We start from the raw sequence: 22,283 nt of genomic DNA on the forward strand, positions 1-22,283 counted from the left end.
CATGGCGCCGCTGGAAGGCGAGCTGCGGGCCGGTCTGGCCGCGCTGGGAGTCGAACTTGCCGGCAGTCAGGTCGGACAGTTGCTCGAGTTCGCCCAGTTGCTCCTGAAATGGACGCGGGTCTACAACCTCACGGCGCTTCGTCGGCCCGAGGACGTGCTGAGCCACCACATCCTGGATTCCGCTGCGGTGTTGCCGCCGCTGCGCAGGGCCACCGGCGGCGAGCCTCGGCGCTTGCTGGATGTCGGCTCGGGTGGTGGGCTGCCCGGCGTGGTGATCGCGATCGCCTGTCCTGAAATCGCGGTCGACTGCGTCGATGCGGTGGCGAAAAAGGCGGCCTTCATCCAGCAGGCTGCGGCGACCCTGCGGCTGCCGAACCTGCGTGGCATCCATGCCCGGGTCGAGCAACTGGCGTCGCCGTACGACCTGGTGACTTCGCGGGCCTTCGCCTCCTTGCCCGATTTCGTACGTTGGTCGGACGGCGCGCTGGCAAGTGACGGCGTCTGGCTGGCGATGAAGGGCAAATATCCCGCCGACGAAGTGGCCGCTTTGCCGACCGGAGTGGAACTGTTTCACGTGGAACAGCTAGAGGTGCCCGGCCTGGATGCCGAACGCTGCCTGTTGTGGCTCAGGCGCCGCACTGCCTAACGTAAACTCGGCCGGACACTTTCGGGGGGATTCATGTTTGGCGTTGCGGACTACGGCGCTTTCGTCGTCGCGATCATCGTTTTTCTGGCGATCCCGGGGCCGGGGAACTTGGCCTTGATCACCTCGACCGGCAAGGGAGGGATCCGTGGTGGCTTGGCGGCGACGCTGGGCGTGATCGCCGGCGACCAGGTGCTGATGTGGGCGGCCGTGGCCGGCGTGGCCGCTCTACTGATCGCCTATCCCACGGCCTTTCACGCCGTGCAATGGCTGGGCGCCGCCTATCTTGCATGGCTCGGCGCGAAGATGCTGCTGGCCAAGCCCGGTGCCAAGCCGATCTTGAATATCCAGCCGCGCCACTACTTCCGGCAGGCCGCGCTGATCACACTGCTCAACCCCAAGGCGATCGTCTTCTACATGGCGTTCTTTCCGCTGTTCGTCGATCCGGCCCGGCACCAAGGCCTGGCTACCTTTGCAGCGATGGCCCTGACCATCGCCACGCTCACGTTCCTCTACGGGTTGATCGTCGTGCTGCTGACGCACCATCTCGCCGAACGCATGCGGGCCAATCCGCTGATCGGCCGCGTGCTGGAGAAGGTCGCCGGCACCTTCCTGCTCGGCTTCGGCATCAAATTGGCGATCAGCAAGTGAAGATCTTCTGCATCGCCAACCAGAAGGGCGGGGTCGGCAAGACCACCACGACCGTGAACCTGGCCGCCGGGCTGGCCAAGGTCGGCCAGCGTGTGCTCATGGTCGATCTCGATCCGCAGGGCAATGCGACCATGGGTTCGGGCGTGGACAAGCGCAGCCTGGCGCTGTCCATCTATGACGTGCTGCTGGAATCCGCCTCGGTCGCCGAAGCGCGCGTGCGCAGCGAGAAATGCGGCTTCGACGTGCTCGGTGCCAACCGCGATCTGGCCGGCGCCGAGGTCGAACTGGTCGAAGTGGAACGGCGCGACCAGCGGCTGAAGTCCGCGCTGGCCGCCGTCGCGCAGGACTACGACTTCGTCCTGATCGACTGCCCCCCGTCGCTGTCGATGCTGACGCTCAACGGATTGTGCTCGGCGCACGGCGTGATCGTGCCGATGCAGTGCGAGTACTTCGCGCTCGAGGGCCTGACGGACCTGGTCAACACCATCAAGCAGGTGCACGCCAACCTGAACAAGGACCTGCAGATCATCGGCCTGCTGCGCGTGATGTTCGACCCGCGCATCACCCTGCAGCAGCAGGTGAGCGACCAGCTCAAGGCGCATTTCGGCGACAAGGTGTTCGACACGGTGATCCCGCGCAACGTGCGCCTGGCCGAGGCGCCGAGCTACGGCCTGCCGGGCGTGGTGTTCGATGCGGCCGCGCGCGGCAGCCAGTCCTATGTGGACTTCGCGCGCGAGATGGTCGAGCGCATCAAGAAGATGTGAGCTGCCAGCGCTTTGCTATAAAAAAGAGAGCATGAAATCCTCCAACGTCCTGCTTCTCCCGGGCTGGGAGAACAGCGGTGCGGACCACTGGCAGACGCTGTGGGAGCAACGCCATGGTTACGCCCGTGTCGAGCAGCACGACTGGTCGCGGCCGTTGCGCGGCGACTGGCTGGCGCGCCTGGAAGACGCTGTGCTCACGCGCGACGAGCCCTGCGTGCTGGTCGCGCACAGCCTCGGCTGTATCCTCGCAGCGGCGTGGTCGGCGCGCTCGCTCAACACGCACCGGGTGAAGGCGGCCTTGCTGGTCGCGCCGGCGGATGTCGAGCAACCCCAGTGGCGCGAGCGGTTGCCGACCTGGTCGCCGATCGACCTGGCGCCGCTGGCCTTCCCCACCGTGACCGTCGCCAGCAGCAATGACCCCTTCTGCGCCCTGGAGCGTGCGCGCCTGTTCGCGCATGCCTGGGCGTCGCAATTCATGGAATACGGCGCGGCGGGACACCTCAATGCCGAGTCCGGGCTGGCGAGCTGGCCCGAAGGCCACGTCCTGCTGCAGGACCTGATGAAAGACTGAACGAAGATGGTGACCAAGAAACCCAAGGGACTCGGGCGCGGGCTCGAGGCATTGCTCGGCCCCACGGTGAACGAAAGCGCGGCCGACGCACCAGGCACCAACCCCGGCCTGCCGGCGTCCCTGCTGCTGGACGACATGGTGCCGGGCCAGTACCAGCCGCGCACGCGCATGGACGAGGGCGCGCTCTACGAGCTGGCCGAATCGATCAAGGCCCAGGGCATCATGCAGCCGATCCTCGTGCGCAAGCTCGGGACCGGCGCCCACGCGGGCAAGTACGAAATCATCGCCGGCGAGCGGCGTTTCCGCGCCGCCCGGATCGCGGGCCTGGACAGCGTGCCGGTGCTCGTGCGCGACGTGCCGGACGAGTCGGCCGCCGCGATGGCGCTGATCGAGAACATCCAGCGCGAGGACCTCAATCCGCTGGAAGAGGCCCACGGCCTGCAGCGCCTCGTGAAGGAGTTCGGCCTGACGCACGAGCAGGCTGCGCAGGCGGTGGGTCGCTCACGCAGCGCCGCCAGCAACCTGCTGCGATTGCTGAACCTCACGGACCAGGTGCAGACCATGCTGATGGCGGGCGACATCGACATGGGCCACGCGCGCGCGCTGCTCGCGCTCGAGCGCGCCGCCCAGGTCACGGCGGCGAATCAGATCGCCGCGAAGAAGTTGTCGGTGCGCGAGGCCGAGGCGCTCGTCAAGAAGCTCGGCGCCGAGTTCGCGTTGACCTCGCCGAAGCCCAAGCCCGAGAAGTCGCGCGACCTGCGCCGGGTCGAGGAGGAACTGTCGGACCTGCTCACGGCCGAAGTGGAAGTGCGCGTGAAGAAGCGCGTCAAGCGCAACGGCCGCAGCGAGGAGATGGGCGAAGTCGCGATCCAGTTCGCCTCGCTGGAAGAACTGAACGGGCTGATCGACCGGCTCAGAGGCTGAAGATCTTCCCGGGGTTCATGATGTTCTTCGGGTCGAGCGCGCGCTTGATCGCGCGCATCGTCTCGATCGCGCCGGCGCCGGTTTCGGCGACCAGAAAATCCATCTTGTGCAGCCCGACGCCGTGTTCGCCGGTGCAGGTGCCGCCCAGGCTCAAGGCGCGCGTGACCAGCTGATGATTGAGCCGCTCGGCGGTCTCGCGCTCCTTCGGGTCGTGCGGGTCGAGCAGGTAGCCGAAGTGGAAGTTGCCGTCGCCGACATGGCCGACGAGGAAATAGGGCAGGCCGCTGTCGTCGGCTTCCTTCACCGAGTCGAGCAGGCAGTCCGCCAGGCGCGAGATCGGCACGCAGGTGTCGGTGGAAATCGCGCGGCAGCCGGGACGCGACTGGATGGCCGCGAAGTACGCGTTGTGCCGCGCGGTCCACAGGCGGGTGCGCTCTTCGGGCGTCGTCGCCCACTCGAAGGCCTGGCCGCCGTGCTCGGAGGCGATCTCCTGCACGATCTCGGCCTGCTCCTTCACGCCCGCGGGCGAGCCGTGGAACTCCATCAGCAGCATCGGCTCTTCGCGCAGGTTCAGCTTGCTGTGCGCGTTGACCATGCGCACCGTGTTGTGGTCGATCAGTTCCACCCGCGCGATCGGCACGCCGAGCTGGATGGTCTGGATCACCGTGCGCACGGCGGCCTCGATGCTGGGGAACGAGCAGATGGCGGCCGACACCGCCTCCGGCAGCGGGTACAGGCGCACCGTCACTTCGGTGATCACCCCCAGCGTGCCTTCGCTGCCGACGAACAGGCGCGTGAGGTCGTAGCCCGCGCTCGACTTCTTGGCGCGCGTGCCGGTGCGGATCGCCTCGCCGCTGGCCGTCACCACTTCCAGCGCCAGCACGTTCTCGCGCATCGTGCCGTAGCGCACGGCGTTGGTGCCGCTGGCGCGCGTCGCGCTCATGCCGCCGATGGTCGCATCGGCGCCCGGGTCGATCGGAAAGAACAGGCCCGTGCTCTTGATCTCCTCGTTGAGCTGCTTGCGCGTGACGCCGGGCTGCACGGTGACCGTGAGGTCCTCCGCGTTGACCGACAGCACCTGGTTCATGCGGCTCACGTCGATGCTGATGCCGCCCTGCACGGCGAGCAGGTGGCCCTCGAGCGAGGAGCCGACACCGAAGGGGATCACCGGCGTCTCGTACTGCGCCGCGAGCTTCACCGCGTCGGCGACGTCCTGCGTGCTTTCGGCGAACACGACGGCGGCCGGGGGCGGGGCTTCGAACGACGATTCGTCGCGGCCGTGCTGCTCGCGCACCGCCATCGCCGTCGAGCAATTCGCGCCGAATCGCCGGGCCAGCGCCTGCAGCAGCGCGGGCGGCACCTCGCGCGGGTGGATTTCGGGCACGAGATGCGTGAGGGCAGTGGGAGCGTTCATCCGCCCAGTTTAAGTCAGGGCGAGAACGAGGCCTCGTACTCGTCGAGCGTGAGCACGCCGTCCTTGTTGGCGTCGGCCTCCTCGAAGCTGCGGGGCAGGATGGGCAATCGCTGGGCCTCGGCCCGCGTGACCTGGCCGTCGCTGTTGACGTCGGCGAGCTCGAAGGCCTCGCGGATCTGCGCCGGTGTCCAGCGGCTCGGCGGCAGCGGTTGCGACATGGGCGCCGGAGCCACCGGCTGCGAAGCGGCTGGTGCGGGCGGCACGGCGGCCGCGGTGCCCGGCGTCTGCGCGTGGGCCGCCATCACGCAGAAGGCCGTCGCGAAGAGGAATGCAGGACGCGATCGCATCATCGGAACGCATCCTCGTATTCGAAGCGGGACAGCAAGCCATCATGGTTGCGGTCCAGTTCGTCGAAGGGCACCGGGAGGGCGATGCGCTGCGCTTCGGCGCGCGACAGCTCGCCATCGTGATTCGTGTCCGCCTCAAGAAACGCCCGCGCGATGTCCACGGCGGAATACGGGCCACGCGGCGCCGGCGGGCCGCCCATCGCATTGGCCCCGGTCTGCGACTGCTGGATGAAGATCACCGCGGCACCGCCGCCAGTCGTGGTGGGCGCGGCGATGCCGGCGTCGATCGCGGGACTGCCCGGCGCGGTGCCGGGGGAGGACAGGTTCGGCGCGCCCGGCGGGGCCAGGCTGGGCGAGCCCGGCGGTGTCAGGCCGGCGGGGACGGGCGACCTCAGGCCGGCGGGATTCGGCAGGCCGAACGTGCTGACACCCGGTGCCGGAGCCTGGCGTGCCGGTTGGGTCGCCGGCGCGACCTTTCTCTGCTGCGCGTCGGCGACCGGCACGCTGAAAGCAACTGCGCAGGCGAGCGCGATGCCGCTGAGGTGGCGTGGTTTCATGGACGGCTCCTGGCCGGATGCTTGCTCCGGGCGCATCGCTTGCGGCGGAGCCAACGCCGCCAGTTGCTGTAGGACCCCTTCCCCTGCGCTGGCGCACAATCGTGAGGACGTTCTTCAGGAGACTCGTTCCATGGGCAAGCGCCTCACGCAGATCGCCACGCGCACCGGCGACGACGGCACCACCGGCCTCGGCGACAACACGCGCGTGCCCAAGGACAGCCTGCGCGTGCACGCGATGGGCGAGGTGGACGAGCTCAACTCGCACCTCGGCCTGCTGCTGTGCGAGACGCTGCCGCCCGAGGTGCGCGAACTGCTGGTCGACATTCAGCACCAGCTGTTCAACCTCGGGGGCGAGCTGTCCATCCCCGGCTTCGAATTGCTCAAGACCGATGCGGTGGCCGCGCTCGACGACGCGCTCGCCACGCACAACGCGCGGCTGCCGAGGCTGGAAGAGTTCATCCTGCCCGCAGGCAATCGCCCGGCCGCGCAAGCGCACGTGTGCCGCACGGTCGCGCGCCGTGCCGAGCGCGCCGTGGTCGCACTCGGCCGCGCCGAGCCGCTGCGTGAAACGCCACGCCAGTACCTCAACCGGCTGAGCGACCTGATGTTCGTGCTGGCGCGCGTGCTCAATCGCGCGCAGGGCGGCGACGACGTCTACTGGAAGAGCGAGCGCCTGGCCCGCGCTTCCAGCGAGTAACGATCAGGTCGGCCGGTCGGCGCCCGCAACGAGCGGCGCGGTGTTGATGTGGCCGCGATTGAGCAGCGCGTACAGGACGATGGCGCCGAAGGTGGCGGTGCCGATGCCGCCCAGCTTGAAGCCGCCGAACGCGAGCGTGAAGTCGCCGGTGCCGAGCACCAGCGTGATCGCGGCGACGATCAGGTTGCGGTTTTGCGAGAAGTCCACGCGGTTGTCGACCCAGATCTTCGCGCCGGCCGCGGCGATCAGGCCGAACACCACGATCGACACGCCACCCATCACCGGTAGCGGGATCGCCTGGATCACGGCACCGAACTTCGGCGAGAAGCCGAGCACGATGGCGATCGCGGCGGCAAAGACGAACACCGCCGTGGAATAGATCTTGGTCGCGGCCATCACGCCGATGTTCTCGGCGTAGGTGGTGACGCCGGTGCCGCCGACCGAGCCGCTGATGATGGTGGCGAGGCCGTCGCCCATGAACGCGCGCCCCATGTACTGGTCGAGGTTGCGGCCGGTCATCGCCGTCACGGCCTTGATGTGGCCGAGGTTTTCGGCGACGAGGATCACGGCCACCGGCGCGATCAGCAGGATCGCGCCGCCGTCGAACACCGGCGCGGCGAACGAGGGCGCGCCGATCCAGGCGGCGTTCGCGATGCCGGACACGTCCAGCGGCTTGCCCAGCCCGAGCCCGTTGGCGAGGATGGCGTACACGATGCTCGCGATCACCAGGCCCACGAGAATCAGCAGGCGCTGCACCATGCCGCGCGTGAACACGGCGACCAGCCCGACGCACACGAAGGTCACGGCCTGCATCCACGAGTCGAAGTTGCTGGCGGCCATGTTCTTGACGGGGATGCCGGCGAGGTTCAGGCCGATCACCGCGACGACCGCGCCGGTGACGACCGGCGGCATCAGCTTCTCGATCCATGCCGTGCCGATCGCGTGGACGATGCCGCCGATGACGGCGTACACGATGCCGCACACGATGATGCCGCCGAGGGCCACGCCGATGTTCGTGTTCGGGCCCTTGCCGGCATAGGCGCTGGCGGCGATCACGACGCCGATGAAGGCGAAGCTCGAGCCGAGGTAGCTCGGCACCTTGCCGCCGGTGACCAGGAAGAACACCAGCGTGCCGATGCCGCTCATGAGGATCGCGATGTTGGGATCGAAACCCATGAGGATGGGCGCGAGCACCGTCGCGCCGAACATCGCGATCACGTGCTGCACGCCCATCGCCGCGGTCTGCGGCCAGGGCAGTCGCTCGTCGGGGGCGATCACCCCGCCTTGCTGCAGCACGTCGTGGGACCGCTGCGTCCAGTCGAACATCGGCATTCCTCGCTCCTTGTGTTGAGAGAACCGGAGCGATGCTAGGCGTTGCGTCCCTGCGGCGCAAGCGCGCCGTCAGCCGAGGAAGATCGCGACTTCCCCCAGCACCTGGGCGTCCTTGAGCATCTTGCGGTGGCCCAGGCCTTCGGTCGGAACGAAGCGCGCACCACGGATCGCGTGAGCATAGGACTGGCCGTCGGCGAAGCGGTTCACGGCATCGCCACGGTCATGCACGACCAGCGTGGGCACGCGGATGCGCGGACCCACCGCCTGGGGCTCGAACAGCGGCATCGGCAGCCCCTGCCGGGCCTCGATGCGCTTCTGCATCGCGGCGCGCGTCGCCTCCGACAGGCCGAACACCTGCGCGAACAGCCGCGTGTACTCGGGCGGCGAGGCGGGCGGCGCGAGCAGCACCAGGCGCTGGATGTTCAAGCCCCGGCTCGCCGCGTAAGCCCCGGCGCTGGCGCCGAGCGAATGCGCGACGAGCGCGTGCAGCTCGAACCCCTGCTGCTGCAGGCGCGCCGCGACGTAGTCGATGGCCCGCGCGAACTGCGGCAGCGCACTCATGCTGCCGCGACTGCGCCCGTGCGCAGGCATGTCGACCAGCACGGGACGCAGGCCCTGCGCGGCGAGCGCTTCGGCCAGCGGCAGCATTTGCGCCGCGTTCCCGCCCCAGCCGTGCACCAGCAGCGCGATCGGCGCGTGCGGGGCGGCCGCCGGCGAATAGACCGTGACGCTGGCGTCTTCGAAGGCCCACTGCTCCGTGTGCCAGGCCCGGTGCCAGCCATGGCGCCGGTGCAGCCACTTGGGGGGCAGCGGCGTGAGGAAGAGGCGATAGGCCAGTCGCACGGCGAGCGCGGGCCACAGCCGCTCCGACGCCGCGAGCGCCGCACGGAACAGCCGGATCCCCGGGCTGGCCTGGTAGAAGGTGGAGGTGGCCTGCAAGGCGGTGCGGGTCATGGCGGTCCTTCAGTAGAAGATCATGTCGTCGTTGGAGCGCGGCAGGTTGCGCAGGGCGCCGGTCAGCGCGCGGATGCCGAGGTAGGCCGCTGCGAGGATCAAGAGCGAGAGCATGGAACATCCTTTCTTCGCACGATCGTGCGAAATATAGACGGGCGATCACGACATGCCATGACGTGGGAGGTTATTGCCGGTAGGTGGAAAGCAGCCGCTGCCAGCTCGCCTGCGTGCGCTCGGCCGCACGCGGGTCGCGCAGGAAGCGGGCGTCGTGCACGAGCCCGAGCACCAGCGAGCAGGCTTCGCCGACCAGCTGCTCCGGGTCGGTGCCGGGCTTCAGGTGCCCCTGCTCGATCGCCTGCATGACCGTGCGCCGCAGTGCGGCGCGCCAGCGTGTGACCTCGGAGTGCAGCAGGTCGCGCAGCGGCCCCTCGCGGTCGTCGAGTTCGAACGCGCCCGCAGAGAAGATGCAGCCGTTCTTCGCCTCGATGTCGCGCGTGCGCACGATCCAGCGCTGCATGATCGCGTCCAGCCGCGGCAGGCCCTTGGGCAATTGCATCGCGGGGACGAACACATCCGCCAGGAAGCGCCGCCCGAACTCCTCGACCACCGCCTTCTGCAGGGCTTCGCGCGAACCCACGCGCGAGAACACGCCGCTCTTGGACAGGCCGATCCGGTCGGCGACCGCCTGCAGCGTGATCGCCTCCAGCCCTTCGGCCGAGGCGAGGTCCAGCGCCGCGCCGACGATCGCGGCGCGCGTCAGTTCGCTCTTCTGGGTCCGGGCGTCCATGCCGCAGATATTAGCACGGTCGTGCGAAATCACAAGCGACCCTATCCTTGGCGCATGAACGCCCCCTGCATTCCCCAGATCCGGCTGTACCAGGACTGGCTGCGCGACCAGCGCGGCCTGAGCTTTGCGAACTACGACGAGCTGTGGCGCTGGTCGGTCGATGACCTGCCGGCCTTCTGGCAATCCGTGTGGGACTACTTCGACCTGCAGTCGCCCACGCCCGCGCGCGCGGTGCTGGCCGAAGAGAAGATGCCCGGCACCCGCTGGTTCGAAGGCGCGCAGTTCAATTACGTGAACCAGGTGTTCCGGCACGTCGAGCCCGCGCATGCCGCGGGGCTGCCGGCCATCGTCGCGCGCAACGAGGCGGGCGAGCAGCGCGAGATCGGCTGGCGCGAATTGAAAGCGCAGGTCGCGGCGCTGGCGATCCACCTGCAGGCGCAGGGCGTGCAGCCGGGCGATCGCGTGGCGGCCTACCTGCCCAATGTCCCCGAAACTGTCGTCGCGTTCCTGGCCACGATCAGCATCGGCGGGGTGTGGAGCCTGTGCGCGCCCGACATGGGCACGAACGCCGTGCTCGACCGCTTCAAGCAGATCACCCCCAAGGTGCTGATCGCCTGCGACGGTGTGCGCTACGCCGGCAAGCACATCGACCGCACGGATGTGGTCAAGCAGCTGCGCGATGCGTTGACCAGCGTCACGCACGTCCTGCGGCTGAAGGACTTCGCGCAAGCGGCCACGGCGCCGGCCGCGGCGGTCAAGGCTTTCGAGCCGCTGTGGCTGCCGTTCGACCATCCGCTGTGGATCGTGTATTCGAGCGGGACGACCGGCCTGCCCAAGCCGATCGTGCACGGCCACGGCGGCACGGTGCTGGTCGGCCTCGAGCTGACGGTGCTGCATGACGACATCGGTTGCAGCTACCACCCGAACACCGCCGGCGAGCGCTACCACTGGTACAGCTCCACCGGCTGGGTGATGTGGAACGCGCAGGTGGCGGGCCTGCTCAACGGCACGACGATATGCATCTTCGACGGCAGCCCGGCGGGCTCCAAGGAGAACCCGGACTGGACGGTGCTGTGGCGATTCGCCGCCGAGGTCGGCGCGACCTTCTTCGGCGCGGGAGCCGCGTTCTTCGCCAACTGCATGAAAGCGGGCGTCGAAGCCGCGCAATGCGGTGACCTCACGCGGGTGCGCGCGCTCGGCACGACGGGCTCGCCGCTCTCCGCCGACGTGCAGGCCTGGGGCACCGGGCAGTTCCGCCGCATCGGCACCGAGGACATCTGGTGGTGCAACATCTCGGGAGGCACCGACTTCGCGGGGGCTTTCATCGGCGGCAATCGCGAACTGCCCCAGGTGCCGGGCGAGATGCAGTGCCGCCTGCTCGGCTGCGCCGTCGAGGCGTGGAACGAGCAGGGCCAGCCGGTGATCGACGAAGTGGGCGAGCTGGTCTGCACCAAGCCGATCCCCTCGATGCCCCTGTTCTTCTGGGGCGACCCAGGCAACCAGCGCTATCTCGCCAGCTACTTCGACACGTACCCGGGCGTGTGGCGCCACGGCGACTGGCTGAAGGTCACGCCGCGCGGCAGCTGCATCATCTACGGCCGCAGCGACGCGACCATCAACCGCCACGGCCTGCGCATGGGCACGAGCGAGATCTACCGCGCCGTGGAAGCGCTGCCCGAAGTGCTGGACTCGCTGATCGTCGATCTCGAATACCTGGGCCGGGAGAGCTGGATGCCGCTGTTCGTCGCGCTGCGGGAAGGGCACAAGCTCGACGATGCGCTCAAGTCGCGCATCAACGGCGCGATCCGCGATGCCTTGTCGCCGCGCTTCGTGCCCGACCAGATCTACCAGGTGCCCGAAATCCCGCGCACGCTCACCGGCAAGAAGCAGGAGCTGCCGGTCAAGAAGCTGCTGCTGGGCCAACCCGTGGAGAAGGTGGTGAACAAGGACGCGATGGCCAACCCGGCCTCGCTCGACTGGTTCGTGGAACTTGCGCGCTACAGGGGCGCCCCGCATTGACCTTGCGCAGGCACTGGCCGAGCATGGGCCCATGTTCCTGAAAAACTGCTGGTACGTGGCCGCCTGGGACCACGAACTGATCGACGGCAGGATGCTGGCGCGCACCCTTCTCGAGGAACCGGTGCTGCTGTACAAGGCCGAGACCGGCCGCGTCGTCGCACTGAAGGACCGCTGCTGCCACCGCGGCGCACCGCTGCACATCGGCCGGCGCGAAGGCGAATGCGTGCGCTGCATGTACCACGGCCTGAAGTTCGACCCGTCGGGCAAATGCATCCAGATTCCGGGCCAGGAGAACATCCCGCCCAAGCTGGGCGTGCGCAGCTTCCCGGTCGTGGAGAAGGACCACCTCATCTGGATCTGGATGGGCGACGCCGACAAAGCCGATCCCGCGCTGATCGTGGACTATCCCTATCTGCGCGATCCGCAGTGGAAGGGCATCCCCGAGTACATGCACTACGACGCCAACTGGCTGCTGATCGTCGACAACCTGTCCGACTTCGCGCACCTGGCGTTCGTGCACACGCATACGCTGGGCGGCTCGGAGGAGTACGCGTACAAGACCAAGCCGGTGGCGATCGAGCGCCTCACCGACGGCTTCCGCGTGGAGCGCTGGCACATGGACGCGCCGCCGCCGCCCTTCCACCGCAAGGTGCTGCCGGCGGCGGAGAAGGACTGCCATGTGGACCGCCGCAACATCGGCCGCATGCTGATCCCCGGCATCTTCTTTCTCGAATCGATGTTCTCGCCGGCCGGCAGCGGCTCGGAAAGGGGCAACCGCGAAGGCACGCGCGAATACCGCAACTGCCAGTTCATGACGCCGGAGACGCGGCGCACGACGCACTTCTTCTTCGTCTACCTGAACAACTTCGAAGGCAGCGACAGCAACGTGTCGCGCTCGCTGCGCGACAGCCTGATCGAAGGCTTCATGGAAGACAAGCACATCATCGAGCACCAGCAGCACCTGCTCGACACCGATGCCGATTTCCGCATGCAGGCGATCGCGGCCGACGCGGCGCTGTCGCACTTCCGCCTGACGCTGTCGAAGCTGATCGCCGCGGAGCAGGAAGACGAGGCGAAGCGCGTACCGGCGGAAAAGGAGCCGGTGCGCCCGCACGAACTGCTGTTGCGGTTCTAGCCCTTCATGCCGGCCTGCGCCGGTTCACCAGCACGATTCCGGCAGCCACGCCGCACAGCGCCAGCACGAGCTGCAGCGTGAGCGGCTCCTTGAGCAGCGCGACGCCGAACACCAGCGCGAACACCGGCGTGAGGAAGGTGAAGGACGACATCTGCGTCGCCGGGTAGTGCCGCAACAGCCACATCCAGGTGAGGTAGCTCGCGAACGCGCCGATCGCCGTCTGCGCGGCAATCGATCCCCACGCGTAAGTGGAATAGGCGAAGGACCAGGGCTCGCCCAGGGCCAGCGACAGCAAGGGCGCGACGACCGCCGTCACGGCCACCTGGTAGAACAGCGTCTTCTCGGCGCTCGCGGTCGCCATCGCGCTGGCCCGGATCACCACGGTCGTCAGTCCCCACAGGATGCCTGCCGCCAGCGCGAGCGCGTCGCCGCGCAAATGGCTCGCCTGGCGGGCACTGGTGAAGCCTTCGCTGAACGCGATCGCGACGGCGACGAAGGCGATCACCAGACCCACCCACTGCAGGGAGCGCAACCGCTCGGCCGGCACGAAGCGAGGCAAGAGCAGCGCCACGAAAAACGGCGAGGTGTAGAGGAACACCGTCAGGCGCGACGCCGTCGTCTCGCGCAGCCCGAGATAGATGCAGGTGAACTCGGCCGCGAACAGCGCGCCGGCGAGCAGGCCCGCGCCCAGCGTTCCGTCCCGGCCGAACAGCTTCACGCCCTTGACCGCGCACCAGGTCCACAGCAGCGCCGTGGCGCCGACGAATCGCAGCGAAGCCTGCCACAGGGGCGGCACTTCCCCGACGGTGGTCTTGATCAGGAGCTGCTGCAGCCCCCAGAACAGGCAGCACGCCAGCAGCAGCGAAACGGCGAGCGAGTCCAGATGCGCTTTTCTTTCGACGACCATGCAAGCGATGTTAGCTTGCACACGAAAGCCGCTATCGTCCCGCGATTTTCCCCAGCAGCTTCTTGAGCGCGGCCTTCTCGGAGGCCGCGAGCGTGCTGAGCATCGCGCTCTCGTGCGCGCGGGCCTGGGACACGAGCGGTCGCACCAGGCGCCGTCCCGCGGCCGTCGCCGCCACCAGCGTGCGCCGCTGGTCGGCGGGGTCGGCCTGCAGCGTGACCCAGCCCTGCTCGCTCATGCGCTGCACGAGCTTGGTCACGGTGGGCTGCTTGGACAGCACTTCATGCGCCAGCTGGCTGACGGTGAGCGGCTCCCCGTCGTGCAATGTCGCCAGCACGCGCCACTCGATCGAACTCAGGCCGGCGGCGCGCACGTGCGCGTCGAACTCCTTGTACAGGGCGTGGTTCGCCTGGCCCAGGAGATAGCCGAGGTAGTGGTCCACGAACCTTTGCGCAGGCACGGCTAGAACGGATGTTCGGTGTAATAGCGGCCGCCATGGAACAGCAGCGGCGAGGCGCCCACGCGCCAGCTGCAGCGCTCCACCTCGCCGACGAAGATCACGTGGTCGCCTTCCTCATAGCGGCTGCGGTTGAAGCATTCGAAGGTCGCGGCCGATCCTTCCAGCAGCGGCGCGCCGCCCGCGCCCTCGACGAAGTGCACGCCGCTCCAGCGGTCGGCGCCCTTCAGCGCGAAGCGCTCGGCCAGCTCCTTCTGGTCCTTGGCGAGCACGTTGATCGCGTAATGCGAGCCGGTGCGGAACACGGGCAGGGACCCCGCGGCCTGCGAAAGGCTCCACAGCACCAGCGGCGGATCGAGCGAGACGGAATTGAACGAGTTCGCCGTCAGGCCGATCACGGTGCCGTCGGCCGCCCGCGCCGTCACGATCGTCACGCCGGTGGCGAACATGGCCAGGGCCGAGCGGAACTCCTGCGGCGAAAAGCTGGGCGGCCGGGCTTGGGTGGGCGGGCTCACGGGACCAATTGCATGAAATTTCATGTATTATGGTCCGGAACGCCAAGACCATGTTGCAAGAGAAGCCAGAGCCCGCGTGGCTCGCCGCGTTCGAGGCCGTGCTGTCGCGCTGCGCGGTGGGCGCGGGCGAGATCGTGGCCGTGCTCAGCGAAAGCCAGAGCCGTCCGGTGCTGCCGCAGCTGGCGCGCCTGGCCGCCGCACGGCAGGGCTGCCGCGTGTTCTCGATCGAGCTGCCGACGCCTTGCGAGCCCGGCCCGCCGGTGCGCTCCACCGGCGCGTGCACGGCGCTGCAGCAGCTCGCGCCCGTGGTGTCCGCGCTCGCGGCATCGACGCTGGTGGTCGATTGCACTGTCGAAGGATTGATGCACGCTCCCGAGCTGCCCGCGATCCTGAAGGGCGGCGCCCGCGTGCTCTACGTGAGCAACGAGCATCCCGAAGCGCTGGCACGCCTGGTGCCGCAGGAAGGACTGGAGCCACGGGTCAAGGATCACGTCAAACGCCTGCGTGCCGCAAAGAAGCTCCACGTTACCTCTTCTGCGGGCACCGATCTCGCCATCCGGCTCGAAGGAGCTACCTGCGGCGGCAACTGGGGCTACACGACCCGGCCCGGCACCATGACGCACTGGCCGGGCGGTCTGGCGCTCGCCTTTCCCGCCGCGCGCACGGTCAACGGCACGCTCGTTCTCGCACCCGGCGACGTCAACCTCACGTTCAAACGCTACATCGAACGGCCCGTGCTGCTGCGCATCGAAGACGACTACGTCACGGGCATCGAAGGCGAGGGCGTCGATGCCGACCTGATGCGCAGCTACGTCGCGGCCTGGGGTGACCGGGAGGCCTATGCCGTGAGCCATGTCGGTTACGGGCTGAACGACGCAGCGCGCTGGGACAGCATGGCGCTGTACGACCGGCGCGATTTCAACGGCACCGAGCTGCGCGCGTTTGCCGGCAACTTTCTCTACAGCACTGGCGCGAACGAAGTCGCGGGCCGCCACACGCGCGGGCATTTCGACCTGCCGCTCAAGGGCTGCACCGTGGCGCTGGACGATCGCGTCGTCATCGAGGCCGGCCGGCTGCTCGCATGAACGCACCCAATTTCACGGCGCTAGGCGGCGGGCCTACCGTGCTGATGCTGCACGGCATCGGCGGTGGCCACCTTTTCTTCGCGCCGCAGGTCGAGACGCTCGCGTCGTCCGGCTACCGCGCGATCGCCTGGGACATGCCGGGCTACGGGCACAGCGCGCCGATCGAGCCCTACACGTTCAAGGGCCTGGCCGAAAGCTGCATCCGGCTGATAGAGGGCCTGAAGTGCGACAACGTGGCGCTCGTCGGCCACAGCATGGGCGGCATGGTGGCGCAGGAAGTGGTCGCGCGCCGGCCCGACCTGGTCAACAAGCTGGTGCTGTGCGGCACCAGCGCATCCTTCGGCAAGCCGGACGGCGAGTGGCAGCGCGAGTTCATCGCGCAGCGCACCGCGCCGCTCGACGCCGGCAAGACGATGGCGCAGCTGGCCGAAGTGCTGGTGCCGCAAATGGTGGGACCCGGCTCGCTGCCCGAGGGCGTGAAGCTCGCGACCCATTGCATGTCGCTGGTTCCACCGGCGACGTACCGGCGCGCGCTGGAAGCCCTGGTGACGTTCGACCGGCGCGCCAACCTGGAACGCATCGAGGTGCCGACGCTGCTGGTCGCCGGCGAGCACGACCGCAACGCGCCCCCGGCGGTGATGAAGAAGATGGCCGAGGCCATCCCGCGCAGCAGCTACATCGAGATGAAAGGCATCGGGCACCTGCAGAACCTGGAGGCGCCCGACGACTTCGACGGGTTCCTGCTCAATTTCCTCGCCCTCCCGCGCGAGCTGCTGCACTGAGGTCCGCCCGATGGATGCCGTCCCCGCCCTGAGCTTCACGCCCGCCGTGGGCGACCTGCCGTTCACCCCGCAGCAGCGCTCGTTGCTGTCGCTCGCGAATGAACTCGGGCGCACGAAGTTCGCGCCGCGCGCCGCACAGTGGGATCGCGAGGCGAGTTTCCCGTTCGCGAACTACGACGACCTGCGCGAAGCCGGCCTGCTCGCGCTGTGCGTGCCGAAGGCGAGCGGCGGGCGGGGCGCCGACTACACGACCTACATGATGGTGGCGGCGGAGATCGGCCGCTTCTGTGGCGCCACGGCGCTTACCTGGAACATGCACATCTGCTCGACGATGTGGACGGGGGTGCTGGCCGACGGCATCCCGATGACGCCCGAGCAGCGGGCCGAGCACGAGCGCCGGCGCGAGCTGCATTTCGCCCGCGTGGTGAAAGACGGCGCGATCTACGCGCAGCCGTTCTCCGAAGGCAGCGCCGCCGCCGCCGGCCGCGCACCTTTCGGCACCACGGCGCGCAAGGTCGAGGGCGGCTGGTTGGTGAACGGCCGCAAGATCTTCGCGTCGCTCTCGGGCGCGGCCGACTACTACGGCGTGCTGTGCACCGAGGACAAGGGCGACCACCATCCCGACGCGCGCGACACGCTGTACCTGGCCGTGCCGGCCACCAGCGAGGGCTTCGCGATCACGGGCGAGTGGGACCCGCTCGGCATGCGCGGCACCGTCAGCCGCAACCTCACGTTCAAGGACGTGTTCGTCCCCGACGACGAGCAGCTCATGCCGCGCGGCGTGTACTTCAAGGGCGCGCAGACCTGGCCGGCGATGTTCTTCACGCTCGCGCCGACCTACCTGGGCCTCGCGAACGCCGCCTACGACTTCACCGTGAGCTACCTGCGCGGCGAGGTGCCCGGCGAGCCGAAGGTGTTGCGGCGCATGTACCCGACCAAGCAGGTCGCCGTCGCGCAGATGCGCATCCAGCTCGAGTCGATGAAGAGCCTGTTCGTGCGGGCGATCCAGGAGGCGGCGCCGAACCCGTCGAAGGATGTGCGGATGCGCCTGTACGCCGCGCAATACGCCGTGATGGAAGGCGCGAACGACATCTGCCGGCTCGCTATCCGCACCTGCGGCGGCCAGAGCATGATGAAGCACCTGCCGCTGGAGCGCCTGTACCGCGACAGCCGCTGCGGCTCGCTCATGCTGCCCTGGACCGCGGAGCTCGTGCTCGACCGCATGGGCCGGGAAGCACTGTACGAGCCGGGCGAGAAGGACGACTTGTAAGGTCCGCGCCCTGCCGCCAGACTGACGGCATGGACCGAGACGTCATCTACCGCCATCGCCTGCCGGTGCGCATCATGCACTGGATCAATGTCGTGTGCCTGTTCATGCTGCTCGGCAGCGGGCTGCAGATCTTCAACGCCCACCCGGCGCTGTACTGGGGCGCCGATTCGCGCGACTCCACGCTGCTGCTGCAGCTCGCGAAATTCCCGGGCTGGGCGACGATTCCCGGGACGCAATGGCTGTCGATGGGGCGCCTGTGGCACTTCTTCTTCGCGTGGATATTCGTCATCAACGGGATCGCCTATGTGCTGTGGACGATCTTCAGCGGGCACTTGCGGCGCGACCTGGTGCCGACCCGCAGCGAATGGCGGGGCATCGGCCGCTCCATCCTCGACCACCTCAAGCTCAAGCACCCGCACGGCGAGGAGGCGCGGCGCTACAACGTGCTGCAGAACACGGCCTACCTCAGCATCATCTTCATCGTCCTGCCGCTGATCGTGGTCGGCGGCTGGGCCTTGTCGCCGATGATGGATGCGTTCGCGCCCGGCTGGGTGGACTGGTTCGGCGGCCGCCAGGCGCTGCGCACCTTGCACTTCATCGCGGCGACGCTGCTCGTCGTCTTCGTGCTGGTGCACGTGTTCGAGGTGATCGTGACGGGTCTCGTCAACAACCTGCGCTCGATGGTCACGGGCTACTGGAGGGTACCGAAATGAACCGACCCGTTCCCCCGTTCCAGCACCGGCGCGAACGCCGCGGGCTGTTGCGCGCGGGGCTCGCGGCCGCGGCGGGCAGTGCCCTGTCCGGCTGCGATGCGCTGAGCCACAACGACACGGCCGTCGACGTGTTGCGCAGCGCCGAGAAGCTGTCGAACAGCGTGCACCGGGCGCTGGGCCGCCGCGCGATGGCGCAGGAGTTTTCGCCGTCCGAGGCCGCGCCGGTGTTCCGCGCCAACGGCACGCTGATGCCGATGGGCGACGAGTACGCGGCGATGGTGGCCAACGGCTTTGCCGACTGGCGCCTGAGGGTCGAAGGCCTCGTCCGGACGCCGCTGGAGTTCACGCTGGCGCAGTTGCGCGAGATGCCTTCGCGCACGCAGGTCACGCGCCACGATTGCGTCGAGGGCTGGAGCTGCATCGGCCAGTGGAAGGGCGTGCGCCTGTCCCACGTCCTTGGCCTGGCGCAGCTGCAGCCCGGGGCGAAGTTCGTCGTGTTCCACTGCCTCGACCAGATGGAAGAGGACGACGAAGACAGCATGTATTACGAGAGCGTCGACCTCGACGACGCCTTCCACGAACAGACCATCCTCGCGTACGAGCTCAATGGCAAGCCCGTGCCGGTCGAGAACGGCGCGCCGCTGCGGGCACGCATCGAGCGGCAACTCGGCTACAAGCAACCCAAGTACATCCAGCGCATCGAGGTGGTGTCCGACTTCGGCCGCATCGCGGGCGGCCGGGGCGGCTACTGGGAAGACCAAGGCTACAACTGGTACGCGGGCATCTGACGGCGCTCGTGCGCCGGGTAGCCGTAGAAATCGAACGGCGTCTGCGGCTGCTCGCCGCTGATCAGCTCCGCCATCGCCTTGCCCGAGCCGGCGCCATGCGTCCAGCCGAGCGTGCCGTGGCCGGCGTTGACCCACAGCTTGCCGACGCGGGTGCGGCCGATGTAGGGGATGTTGGTGGGCGTGGCCGGGCGCAGCCCGGTCCAGAAGCGCGGGTTGCCGCCTTCCTCGTCAGTGCGCGTGTCGCACACGCCGGGCAGCACTTTCTCGATACGCTCGCACAGCATGCGGCAGCGCGCGCGGGCGACCGGCGTGTCCAGCGACAGGTCGAAGCCCGCCAGCTCGATGGTGCCGGCCACGCGCAGCTCGTTGCCAAAGCGGCTCATCGCGATCTTCACTTCGTCGTCGATCGTGCTGACGAAAGGCGCGCGCTCGGGCTGCCTGATGGCGAACGTGGCGCTGTAGCCCTTGCCCGGGTAGATCGGCAGGTCCACACCCACGGTGCGCAACAGCGGCGCCGTGTACGAGCCGCACGCCACGACGACGGCGTCGGCCCGCAGGCGCCGCAGTTCGCCCGAGGCGCGATCGCGCACGTGCACGGCCGCGACCTCGCCGCCGCTCTCCTCGAGCCGAACGACGTCGTGCCCATACAGGAACGCGGCACCGCGATCGGCGCTGCGCAGCGCGAGCTGCTCGGTGAATGCGCGCGCATCGCCGCTCTCGTCGCTGGCGGTGTAGGTGCCGCCGGCGATCGCATGCGCGAAGGGCTTGAACGCCGGTTCGATCTGCAGCAGCTCCTCGCGCGAGACCACCTTGCGCTCGACGCCGTAGCGCTGCATCAGTTCGGCGGCCTGCGCCGCATCCTCGAACGACCTGGCGTCGGTGAAGTAATGGGCGATGCCGCGCTCGAGCCGCCGGTACTCGATGCCGGTGGCGCGTAGCACGTCCTTCAACGCGGCGTGGCTGTACGCGCCCAGGGCGACCAGCTGCCGCACGTTGCGCTCGAAGGCGGCGTCGTTGCACTGCGCGAGAAACTCCAGGCCCCAGCGCCATTGCTGCCAGTCCAGTTGCGGGCGGAACAGGAGCGGCGCGTCGTGGCGGAACATCCATTTGAGCAGCTTGGCGGGCGCCTGCCGGTTGGCCCAGGGCTCGCAATAGCTGACGGAGATCTGGCCGGCGTTGGCGAAGCTGGTCTCGCGCGCGGCCGCGTCCTGGCGATCCACCACGGTGACATCGTGGCCGCGATCGAGCAGGTGCCAGGCCGTGCTGGTTCCGATGATTCCGGCGCCGAGGATGAGGACTTTCATGATCCCGCCAGTGTCGCGCCGCTTGCCGCGTAACAAAAGCAAAATTAAACTGTAGCGGAAAACATCACTTCAGCTAATGAATCGCCCATGAGCACCTTCGACCCCGACGCCCTGGAGTGCCTGGCCGCCATCGTCGAGGAGGGCGGGTTCGAGCGGGCGGCCCAGCGGCTGTCGATCACGCAGTCGGCGGTATCCCAGCGCTTGCGGGCCCTGGAAGCCCAGGTCGGCACGGTGCTCATCGTGCGCAGCCGGCCCCTGCGCCCCACCTCGGCGGGTCACTTGCTGCTGAAACACACCAAGCAGTTGCGGCTGCTGCGCGCCGACCTCGAGCGCGACCTGAAGGAACTCGCGCCGAGCTCCACCGGCGGCATGCGCGAGGAGGAGCGCATCTCGATCGCCGTCAACGCCGACAGCATCGCCACCTGGGCGCTGCCCGCGCTCGACGAACTGGCGCGCGAAGGCCTGCCGCTGGAGATCATCGCGGACGACCAGGATTTCACGCAGGAGTGGCTGCGCGAAGGCCAGGTGCTCGGCTGCGTGACCACGCTCAAGCAGGCCCTGCGCGGCTGCAAGGTGGTGCCGCTCGGCGCGATGCGCTACATCGCGGTGGCACAGGCCCGTTATGCGCGCGAGCGCCTGCCTCATGGCCTCACGCCGCACAACTTCCGCGAGCATGCGTTCGTCGCCTTCAACCGCAAGGACGACATGCAGAGCGAATTCGTCGGCCGGGCCTTCGGCCTGCGCCGGGTCGGCCTCAACCAGTTGTTCGTGCCGAGTTCAGAGGGCCAGGTGCGCGCCGTGCTGGCCGGCTGGGGCGTGGGCATCGTGCCCGAGCTGCTGGTGCGCGGCCTCGTGCAGCAGCGGCAGCTGGTGGATGTCAGCTCGGGTCATGCCGTGCCGGTGCAGCTTTACTGGCATTGCTGGAACCTCGAGAGCGAAGTGCTGGACGCGCTCACCGCGGCACTGACGCATGCGGCCGGCGCCGCACTCGCGAGCTGAACTCAGTCGCGACCGGCGAGTGTCTCCCGCAACGCGTCGGCCTTGTCCGCGTCGTACGGCCCCTCGGCACGCGCGAGCACGTGGCCGTTGCGATCCAGCACGAGCACGGCTGCATGCTGGGTGCCCGACACGCCGGCGGCGCGCGCGAAGGCTTCGCGGTTGGTGAACACGGGGACCAGGCGCGAACGGTCGGTGTCGAGCGCGTGCTTGGCCAGCAGCTTCTGCTCGACGGCGCTGCGCGCGCTCTCGCTGCCGGGATCGTTCACGACGGAAAGGCGGAACCATGCGATCGAGGTGTCGTCGTTCAGGCCCATGCCGCGAATCCAGCTCTGGACTTCTTCGCGCTGGTGCTTGGTGTAGGCGACCAGGGCCAGCGTGCGCTCCGCCGGCAACTGGTGCGGCAGCAGGACGGGCTGCTGGTCGAGGCGCTTGGCGCTGATGGTCGGCAAGCGCCCCATGAGGCTGGACTCGTCCGGCGCCGCGAACGCGAACAGCAGCGCCGCGCTGGCGGCCGCCAGCCACAAAAAGGTCGGGGTCCAGATTGTTCTTTTCATCGTGGCCTCCATGCGCATTCAGTGTTCCACAGGGGTCATGGGCCCGATACGTCGCGCGTGTAAAGACCGCAGGGCAGATGTTGGTGGACGTAACGCTGCCTGCGTTCCGTCACGCAA

Annotated in this window: 25 protein-coding genes; 14 read left to right on the top strand and 11 right to left on the bottom strand. The window is 68.5% G+C overall.

Annotation, left to right across the window (positions count from 1 at the left end; genetic code table 11):
* Position 1: 1 nt before the first annotated feature.
* The 5 genes from rsmG to AC3EF3_RS19970 are packed head-to-tail and all read left to right on the top strand — an operon-like array spanning position 2 to position 3,553.
* Entirely contained in the window at positions 2 to 646 is a 645-nt protein-coding gene (gene rsmG, locus AC3EF3_RS19950; protein ID WP_488534008.1) for a 16S rRNA (guanine(527)-N(7))-methyltransferase RsmG, read from the top strand.
* 33 nt (positions 647 to 679) lie between these two features.
* Positions 680 to 1,294: a LysE family translocator gene (locus AC3EF3_RS19955; RefSeq protein ID WP_488534009.1), complete on the top strand. Its 615-nt coding sequence runs from the start codon at positions 680 to 682 to the stop codon at positions 1,292 to 1,294.
* On the top strand, positions 1,291 to 2,058 hold the full coding sequence (locus tag AC3EF3_RS19960; RefSeq protein WP_488534010.1) for a ParA family protein: 768 nt from the start codon (positions 1,291 to 1,293) through the stop codon (positions 2,056 to 2,058). The genes AC3EF3_RS19955 and AC3EF3_RS19960 overlap by 4 nt, the downstream gene beginning before the upstream one ends.
* A 31-nt stretch (positions 2,059 to 2,089) precedes the next feature.
* Positions 2,090 to 2,629, top strand: coding sequence for an RBBP9/YdeN family alpha/beta hydrolase (locus AC3EF3_RS19965; RefSeq protein WP_488534011.1), 540 nt, complete (start codon positions 2,090 to 2,092; stop codon positions 2,627 to 2,629).
* Between the two features lie 6 nt (positions 2,630 to 2,635).
* Positions 2,636 to 3,553 carry a ParB/RepB/Spo0J family partition protein gene (locus AC3EF3_RS19970; protein ID WP_488534012.1) on the top strand — a complete coding sequence of 306 codons (918 nt, stop codon included), beginning with the start codon at positions 2,636 to 2,638 and terminating at the stop codon, positions 3,551 to 3,553.
* Here AC3EF3_RS19970 and AC3EF3_RS19975 read toward each other — a convergent pair.
* The 3 genes from AC3EF3_RS19975 to AC3EF3_RS19985 are packed head-to-tail and all read right to left on the bottom strand — an operon-like array spanning position 3,543 to position 5,871.
* Positions 3,543 to 4,967, bottom strand: a complete 1,425-nt coding sequence (locus AC3EF3_RS19975) for an FAD-binding oxidoreductase (RefSeq protein WP_488534013.1) — start codon at positions 4,965 to 4,967, stop codon at positions 3,543 to 3,545. The two genes, AC3EF3_RS19970 and AC3EF3_RS19975, sit on opposite strands and share 11 nt — an antisense overlap.
* 14 nt (positions 4,968 to 4,981) lie before the next feature.
* Positions 4,982 to 5,317 carry an EF-hand domain-containing protein gene (locus AC3EF3_RS19980; protein ID WP_488534014.1) on the bottom strand — a complete coding sequence of 112 codons (336 nt, stop codon included), beginning with the start codon at positions 5,315 to 5,317 and terminating at the stop codon, positions 4,982 to 4,984.
* Positions 5,314 to 5,871, bottom strand: coding sequence for an EF-hand domain-containing protein (locus tag AC3EF3_RS19985; protein ID WP_488534015.1), 558 nt, complete (start codon positions 5,869 to 5,871; stop codon positions 5,314 to 5,316). Before AC3EF3_RS19985 ends, AC3EF3_RS19980 begins: the two co-directional genes overlap by 4 nt.
* A 130-nt stretch (positions 5,872 to 6,001) precedes the next feature.
* Here AC3EF3_RS19985 and AC3EF3_RS19990 point away from each other — a divergent pair, with 130 nt between their 5' ends.
* Complete coding sequence (locus AC3EF3_RS19990) at positions 6,002 to 6,568, top strand: cob(I)yrinic acid a,c-diamide adenosyltransferase (RefSeq protein WP_488534016.1); 567 nt, start codon at positions 6,002 to 6,004, stop codon at positions 6,566 to 6,568.
* A 3-nt stretch (positions 6,569 to 6,571) separates the two neighbouring features.
* Here the strand turns inward: AC3EF3_RS19990 and AC3EF3_RS19995 are convergent, their stop codons facing one another.
* The 3 genes from AC3EF3_RS19995 to AC3EF3_RS20005 form a co-directional block, all read right to left on the bottom strand.
* Complete coding sequence (locus AC3EF3_RS19995) at positions 6,572 to 7,900, bottom strand: solute carrier family 23 protein (protein ID WP_488534017.1); 1,329 nt, start codon at positions 7,898 to 7,900, stop codon at positions 6,572 to 6,574.
* A 69-nt stretch (positions 7,901 to 7,969) separates the two neighbouring features.
* On the bottom strand, positions 7,970 to 8,854 hold the full coding sequence (locus AC3EF3_RS20000; RefSeq protein ID WP_488534018.1) for an alpha/beta fold hydrolase: 885 nt from the start codon (positions 8,852 to 8,854) through the stop codon (positions 7,970 to 7,972).
* A 184-nt stretch (positions 8,855 to 9,038) separates the two neighbouring features.
* The gene (locus AC3EF3_RS20005) at positions 9,039 to 9,641 is read right to left on the bottom strand and encodes a TetR/AcrR family transcriptional regulator (RefSeq protein ID WP_488534019.1); all 603 of its coding nucleotides are present in this window, start codon (positions 9,639 to 9,641) and stop codon (positions 9,039 to 9,041) included.
* A 54-nt stretch (positions 9,642 to 9,695) separates the two neighbouring features.
* On the opposite strand from AC3EF3_RS20005, the gene AC3EF3_RS20010 reads away from it, so the two are divergent.
* Both AC3EF3_RS20010 and AC3EF3_RS20015 read left to right on the top strand, forming a co-directional pair.
* Positions 9,696 to 11,660 carry an acetoacetate--CoA ligase gene (locus tag AC3EF3_RS20010; RefSeq protein WP_488534020.1) on the top strand — a complete coding sequence of 655 codons (1,965 nt, stop codon included), beginning with the start codon at positions 9,696 to 9,698 and terminating at the stop codon, positions 11,658 to 11,660.
* 31 nt (positions 11,661 to 11,691) lie between these two features.
* Positions 11,692 to 12,795, top strand: a complete 1,104-nt coding sequence (locus tag AC3EF3_RS20015; protein ID WP_488534021.1) for a Rieske 2Fe-2S domain-containing protein — start codon at positions 11,692 to 11,694, stop codon at positions 12,793 to 12,795.
* Positions 12,796 to 12,799: 4 nt separating this feature from the next.
* Here AC3EF3_RS20015 and AC3EF3_RS20020 read toward each other — a convergent pair whose 3' ends face one another.
* Genes AC3EF3_RS20020 through AC3EF3_RS20030 form a run of 3 tightly spaced genes read right to left on the bottom strand, consistent with a single transcriptional unit; the run spans position 12,800 to position 14,695 of the window.
* Complete coding sequence (locus AC3EF3_RS20020; protein ID WP_488534022.1) at positions 12,800 to 13,702, bottom strand: DMT family transporter; 903 nt, start codon at positions 13,700 to 13,702, stop codon at positions 12,800 to 12,802.
* Between the two features lie 31 nt (positions 13,703 to 13,733).
* On the bottom strand, positions 13,734 to 14,159 hold the full coding sequence (locus tag AC3EF3_RS20025) for a MarR family winged helix-turn-helix transcriptional regulator (protein WP_488534023.1): 426 nt from the start codon (positions 14,157 to 14,159) through the stop codon (positions 13,734 to 13,736).
* Positions 14,160 to 14,161: 2 nt separating this feature from the next.
* Positions 14,162 to 14,695 carry a flavin reductase family protein gene (locus AC3EF3_RS20030; protein ID WP_488534024.1) on the bottom strand — a complete coding sequence of 178 codons (534 nt, stop codon included), beginning with the start codon at positions 14,693 to 14,695 and terminating at the stop codon, positions 14,162 to 14,164.
* Positions 14,696 to 14,721: 26 nt separating this feature from the next.
* Between AC3EF3_RS20030 and AC3EF3_RS20035 the strand changes: the two genes are divergently transcribed.
* Genes AC3EF3_RS20035 through AC3EF3_RS20055 form a run of 5 tightly spaced genes read left to right on the top strand, consistent with a single transcriptional unit; the run spans position 14,722 to position 19,309 of the window.
* Positions 14,722 to 15,756, top strand: a complete 1,035-nt coding sequence (locus AC3EF3_RS20035; protein ID WP_488534025.1) for a 2,5-dihydroxypyridine 5,6-dioxygenase NicX family protein — start codon at positions 14,722 to 14,724, stop codon at positions 15,754 to 15,756.
* On the top strand, positions 15,753 to 16,538 hold the full coding sequence (locus AC3EF3_RS20040) for an alpha/beta fold hydrolase (protein WP_488534026.1): 786 nt from the start codon (positions 15,753 to 15,755) through the stop codon (positions 16,536 to 16,538). The genes AC3EF3_RS20035 and AC3EF3_RS20040 overlap by 4 nt, the downstream gene beginning before the upstream one ends.
* 10 nt (positions 16,539 to 16,548) lie before the next feature.
* Positions 16,549 to 17,808: an acyl-CoA dehydrogenase family protein gene (locus AC3EF3_RS20045; RefSeq protein ID WP_488534027.1), complete on the top strand. Its 1,260-nt coding sequence runs from the start codon at positions 16,549 to 16,551 to the stop codon at positions 17,806 to 17,808.
* A gap of 29 nt (positions 17,809 to 17,837) precedes the next feature.
* Positions 17,838 to 18,521, top strand: coding sequence for a cytochrome b/b6 domain-containing protein (locus AC3EF3_RS20050; RefSeq protein ID WP_488534028.1), 684 nt, complete (start codon positions 17,838 to 17,840; stop codon positions 18,519 to 18,521).
* Positions 18,518 to 19,309 (top strand): molybdopterin-binding protein, encoded by a 792-nt coding sequence (locus AC3EF3_RS20055; RefSeq protein ID WP_488534029.1) that lies wholly within the window; start codon positions 18,518 to 18,520, stop codon positions 19,307 to 19,309. Before AC3EF3_RS20050 ends, AC3EF3_RS20055 begins: the two co-directional genes overlap by 4 nt.
* On the opposite strand, the gene AC3EF3_RS20060 is transcribed toward AC3EF3_RS20055, so the two are convergent.
* Positions 19,285 to 20,613 (bottom strand): D-amino acid dehydrogenase, encoded by a 1,329-nt coding sequence (locus AC3EF3_RS20060; RefSeq protein ID WP_488534030.1) that lies wholly within the window; start codon positions 20,611 to 20,613, stop codon positions 19,285 to 19,287. The genes AC3EF3_RS20055 and AC3EF3_RS20060 overlap by 25 nt on opposite strands.
* An 87-nt stretch (positions 20,614 to 20,700) precedes the next feature.
* Between AC3EF3_RS20060 and AC3EF3_RS20065 the strand changes: the two genes are divergently transcribed.
* Entirely contained in the window at positions 20,701 to 21,612 is a 912-nt protein-coding gene (locus tag AC3EF3_RS20065) for a LysR family transcriptional regulator ArgP (RefSeq protein WP_488534031.1), read from the top strand.
* A 2-nt stretch (positions 21,613 to 21,614) separates the two neighbouring features.
* On the opposite strand, the gene AC3EF3_RS20070 is transcribed toward AC3EF3_RS20065, so the two are convergent.
* Entirely contained in the window at positions 21,615 to 22,166 is a 552-nt protein-coding gene (locus AC3EF3_RS20070; RefSeq protein ID WP_488534032.1) for a hypothetical protein, read from the bottom strand.
* Positions 22,167 to 22,283: the final 117 nt, after the last annotated feature.

The organism is Ramlibacter sp. GS1-15 (assembly GCF_057785015.1).

Bases quoted from the DNA above. Each gene is read 5' to 3' on its own strand.
- AC3EF3_RS19980 (WP_488534014.1), bottom strand. From the start codon at position 5,317: ATGATGCGATCGCGTCCTGCATTCCTCTTCGCGACGGCCTTCTGCGTG.
- AC3EF3_RS20040 (WP_488534026.1), top strand. From the start codon at position 15,753: ATGAACGCACCCAATTTCACGGCGCTAGGCGGCGGGCCTACCGTGCTG.
- AC3EF3_RS19985 (WP_488534015.1), bottom strand. From the start codon at position 5,871: ATGAAACCACGCCACCTCAGCGGCATCGCGCTCGCCTGCGCAGTTGCT.
- AC3EF3_RS20005 (WP_488534019.1), bottom strand. From the start codon at position 9,641: ATGGACGCCCGGACCCAGAAGAGCGAACTGACGCGCGCCGCGATCGTC.
- AC3EF3_RS20045 (WP_488534027.1), top strand. From the start codon at position 16,549: ATGGATGCCGTCCCCGCCCTGAGCTTCACGCCCGCCGTGGGCGACCTG.
- AC3EF3_RS20070 (WP_488534032.1), bottom strand. From the start codon at position 22,166: ATGAAAAGAACAATCTGGACCCCGACCTTTTTGTGGCTGGCGGCCGCC.
- AC3EF3_RS19975 (WP_488534013.1), bottom strand. From the start codon at position 4,967: ATGAACGCTCCCACTGCCCTCACGCATCTCGTGCCCGAAATCCACCCG.
- AC3EF3_RS20020 (WP_488534022.1), bottom strand. From the start codon at position 13,702: ATGGTCGTCGAAAGAAAAGCGCATCTGGACTCGCTCGCCGTTTCGCTG.
- AC3EF3_RS19990 (WP_488534016.1), top strand. From the start codon at position 6,002: ATGGGCAAGCGCCTCACGCAGATCGCCACGCGCACCGGCGACGACGGC.
- AC3EF3_RS20010 (WP_488534020.1), top strand. From the start codon at position 9,696: ATGAACGCCCCCTGCATTCCCCAGATCCGGCTGTACCAGGACTGGCTG.
- AC3EF3_RS20015 (WP_488534021.1), top strand. From the start codon at position 11,692: ATGTTCCTGAAAAACTGCTGGTACGTGGCCGCCTGGGACCACGAACTG.
- AC3EF3_RS19970 (WP_488534012.1), top strand. From the start codon at position 2,636: ATGGTGACCAAGAAACCCAAGGGACTCGGGCGCGGGCTCGAGGCATTG.
- AC3EF3_RS20050 (WP_488534028.1), top strand. From the start codon at position 17,838: ATGGACCGAGACGTCATCTACCGCCATCGCCTGCCGGTGCGCATCATG.
- AC3EF3_RS20065 (WP_488534031.1), top strand. From the start codon at position 20,701: ATGAGCACCTTCGACCCCGACGCCCTGGAGTGCCTGGCCGCCATCGTC.
- AC3EF3_RS20060 (WP_488534030.1), bottom strand. From the start codon at position 20,613: ATGAAAGTCCTCATCCTCGGCGCCGGAATCATCGGAACCAGCACGGCC.
- AC3EF3_RS20055 (WP_488534029.1), top strand. From the start codon at position 18,518: ATGAACCGACCCGTTCCCCCGTTCCAGCACCGGCGCGAACGCCGCGGG.
- rsmG (WP_488534008.1), top strand. From the start codon at position 2: ATGGCGCCGCTGGAAGGCGAGCTGCGGGCCGGTCTGGCCGCGCTGGGA.
- AC3EF3_RS19965 (WP_488534011.1), top strand. From the start codon at position 2,090: ATGAAATCCTCCAACGTCCTGCTTCTCCCGGGCTGGGAGAACAGCGGT.
- AC3EF3_RS20035 (WP_488534025.1), top strand. From the start codon at position 14,722: ATGTTGCAAGAGAAGCCAGAGCCCGCGTGGCTCGCCGCGTTCGAGGCC.
- AC3EF3_RS19995 (WP_488534017.1), bottom strand. From the start codon at position 7,900: ATGCCGATGTTCGACTGGACGCAGCGGTCCCACGACGTGCTGCAGCAA.
- AC3EF3_RS19955 (WP_488534009.1), top strand. From the start codon at position 680: ATGTTTGGCGTTGCGGACTACGGCGCTTTCGTCGTCGCGATCATCGTT.
- AC3EF3_RS20000 (WP_488534018.1), bottom strand. From the start codon at position 8,854: ATGACCCGCACCGCCTTGCAGGCCACCTCCACCTTCTACCAGGCCAGC.
- AC3EF3_RS20030 (WP_488534024.1), bottom strand. From the start codon at position 14,695: ATGAAATTTCATGCAATTGGTCCCGTGAGCCCGCCCACCCAAGCCCGG.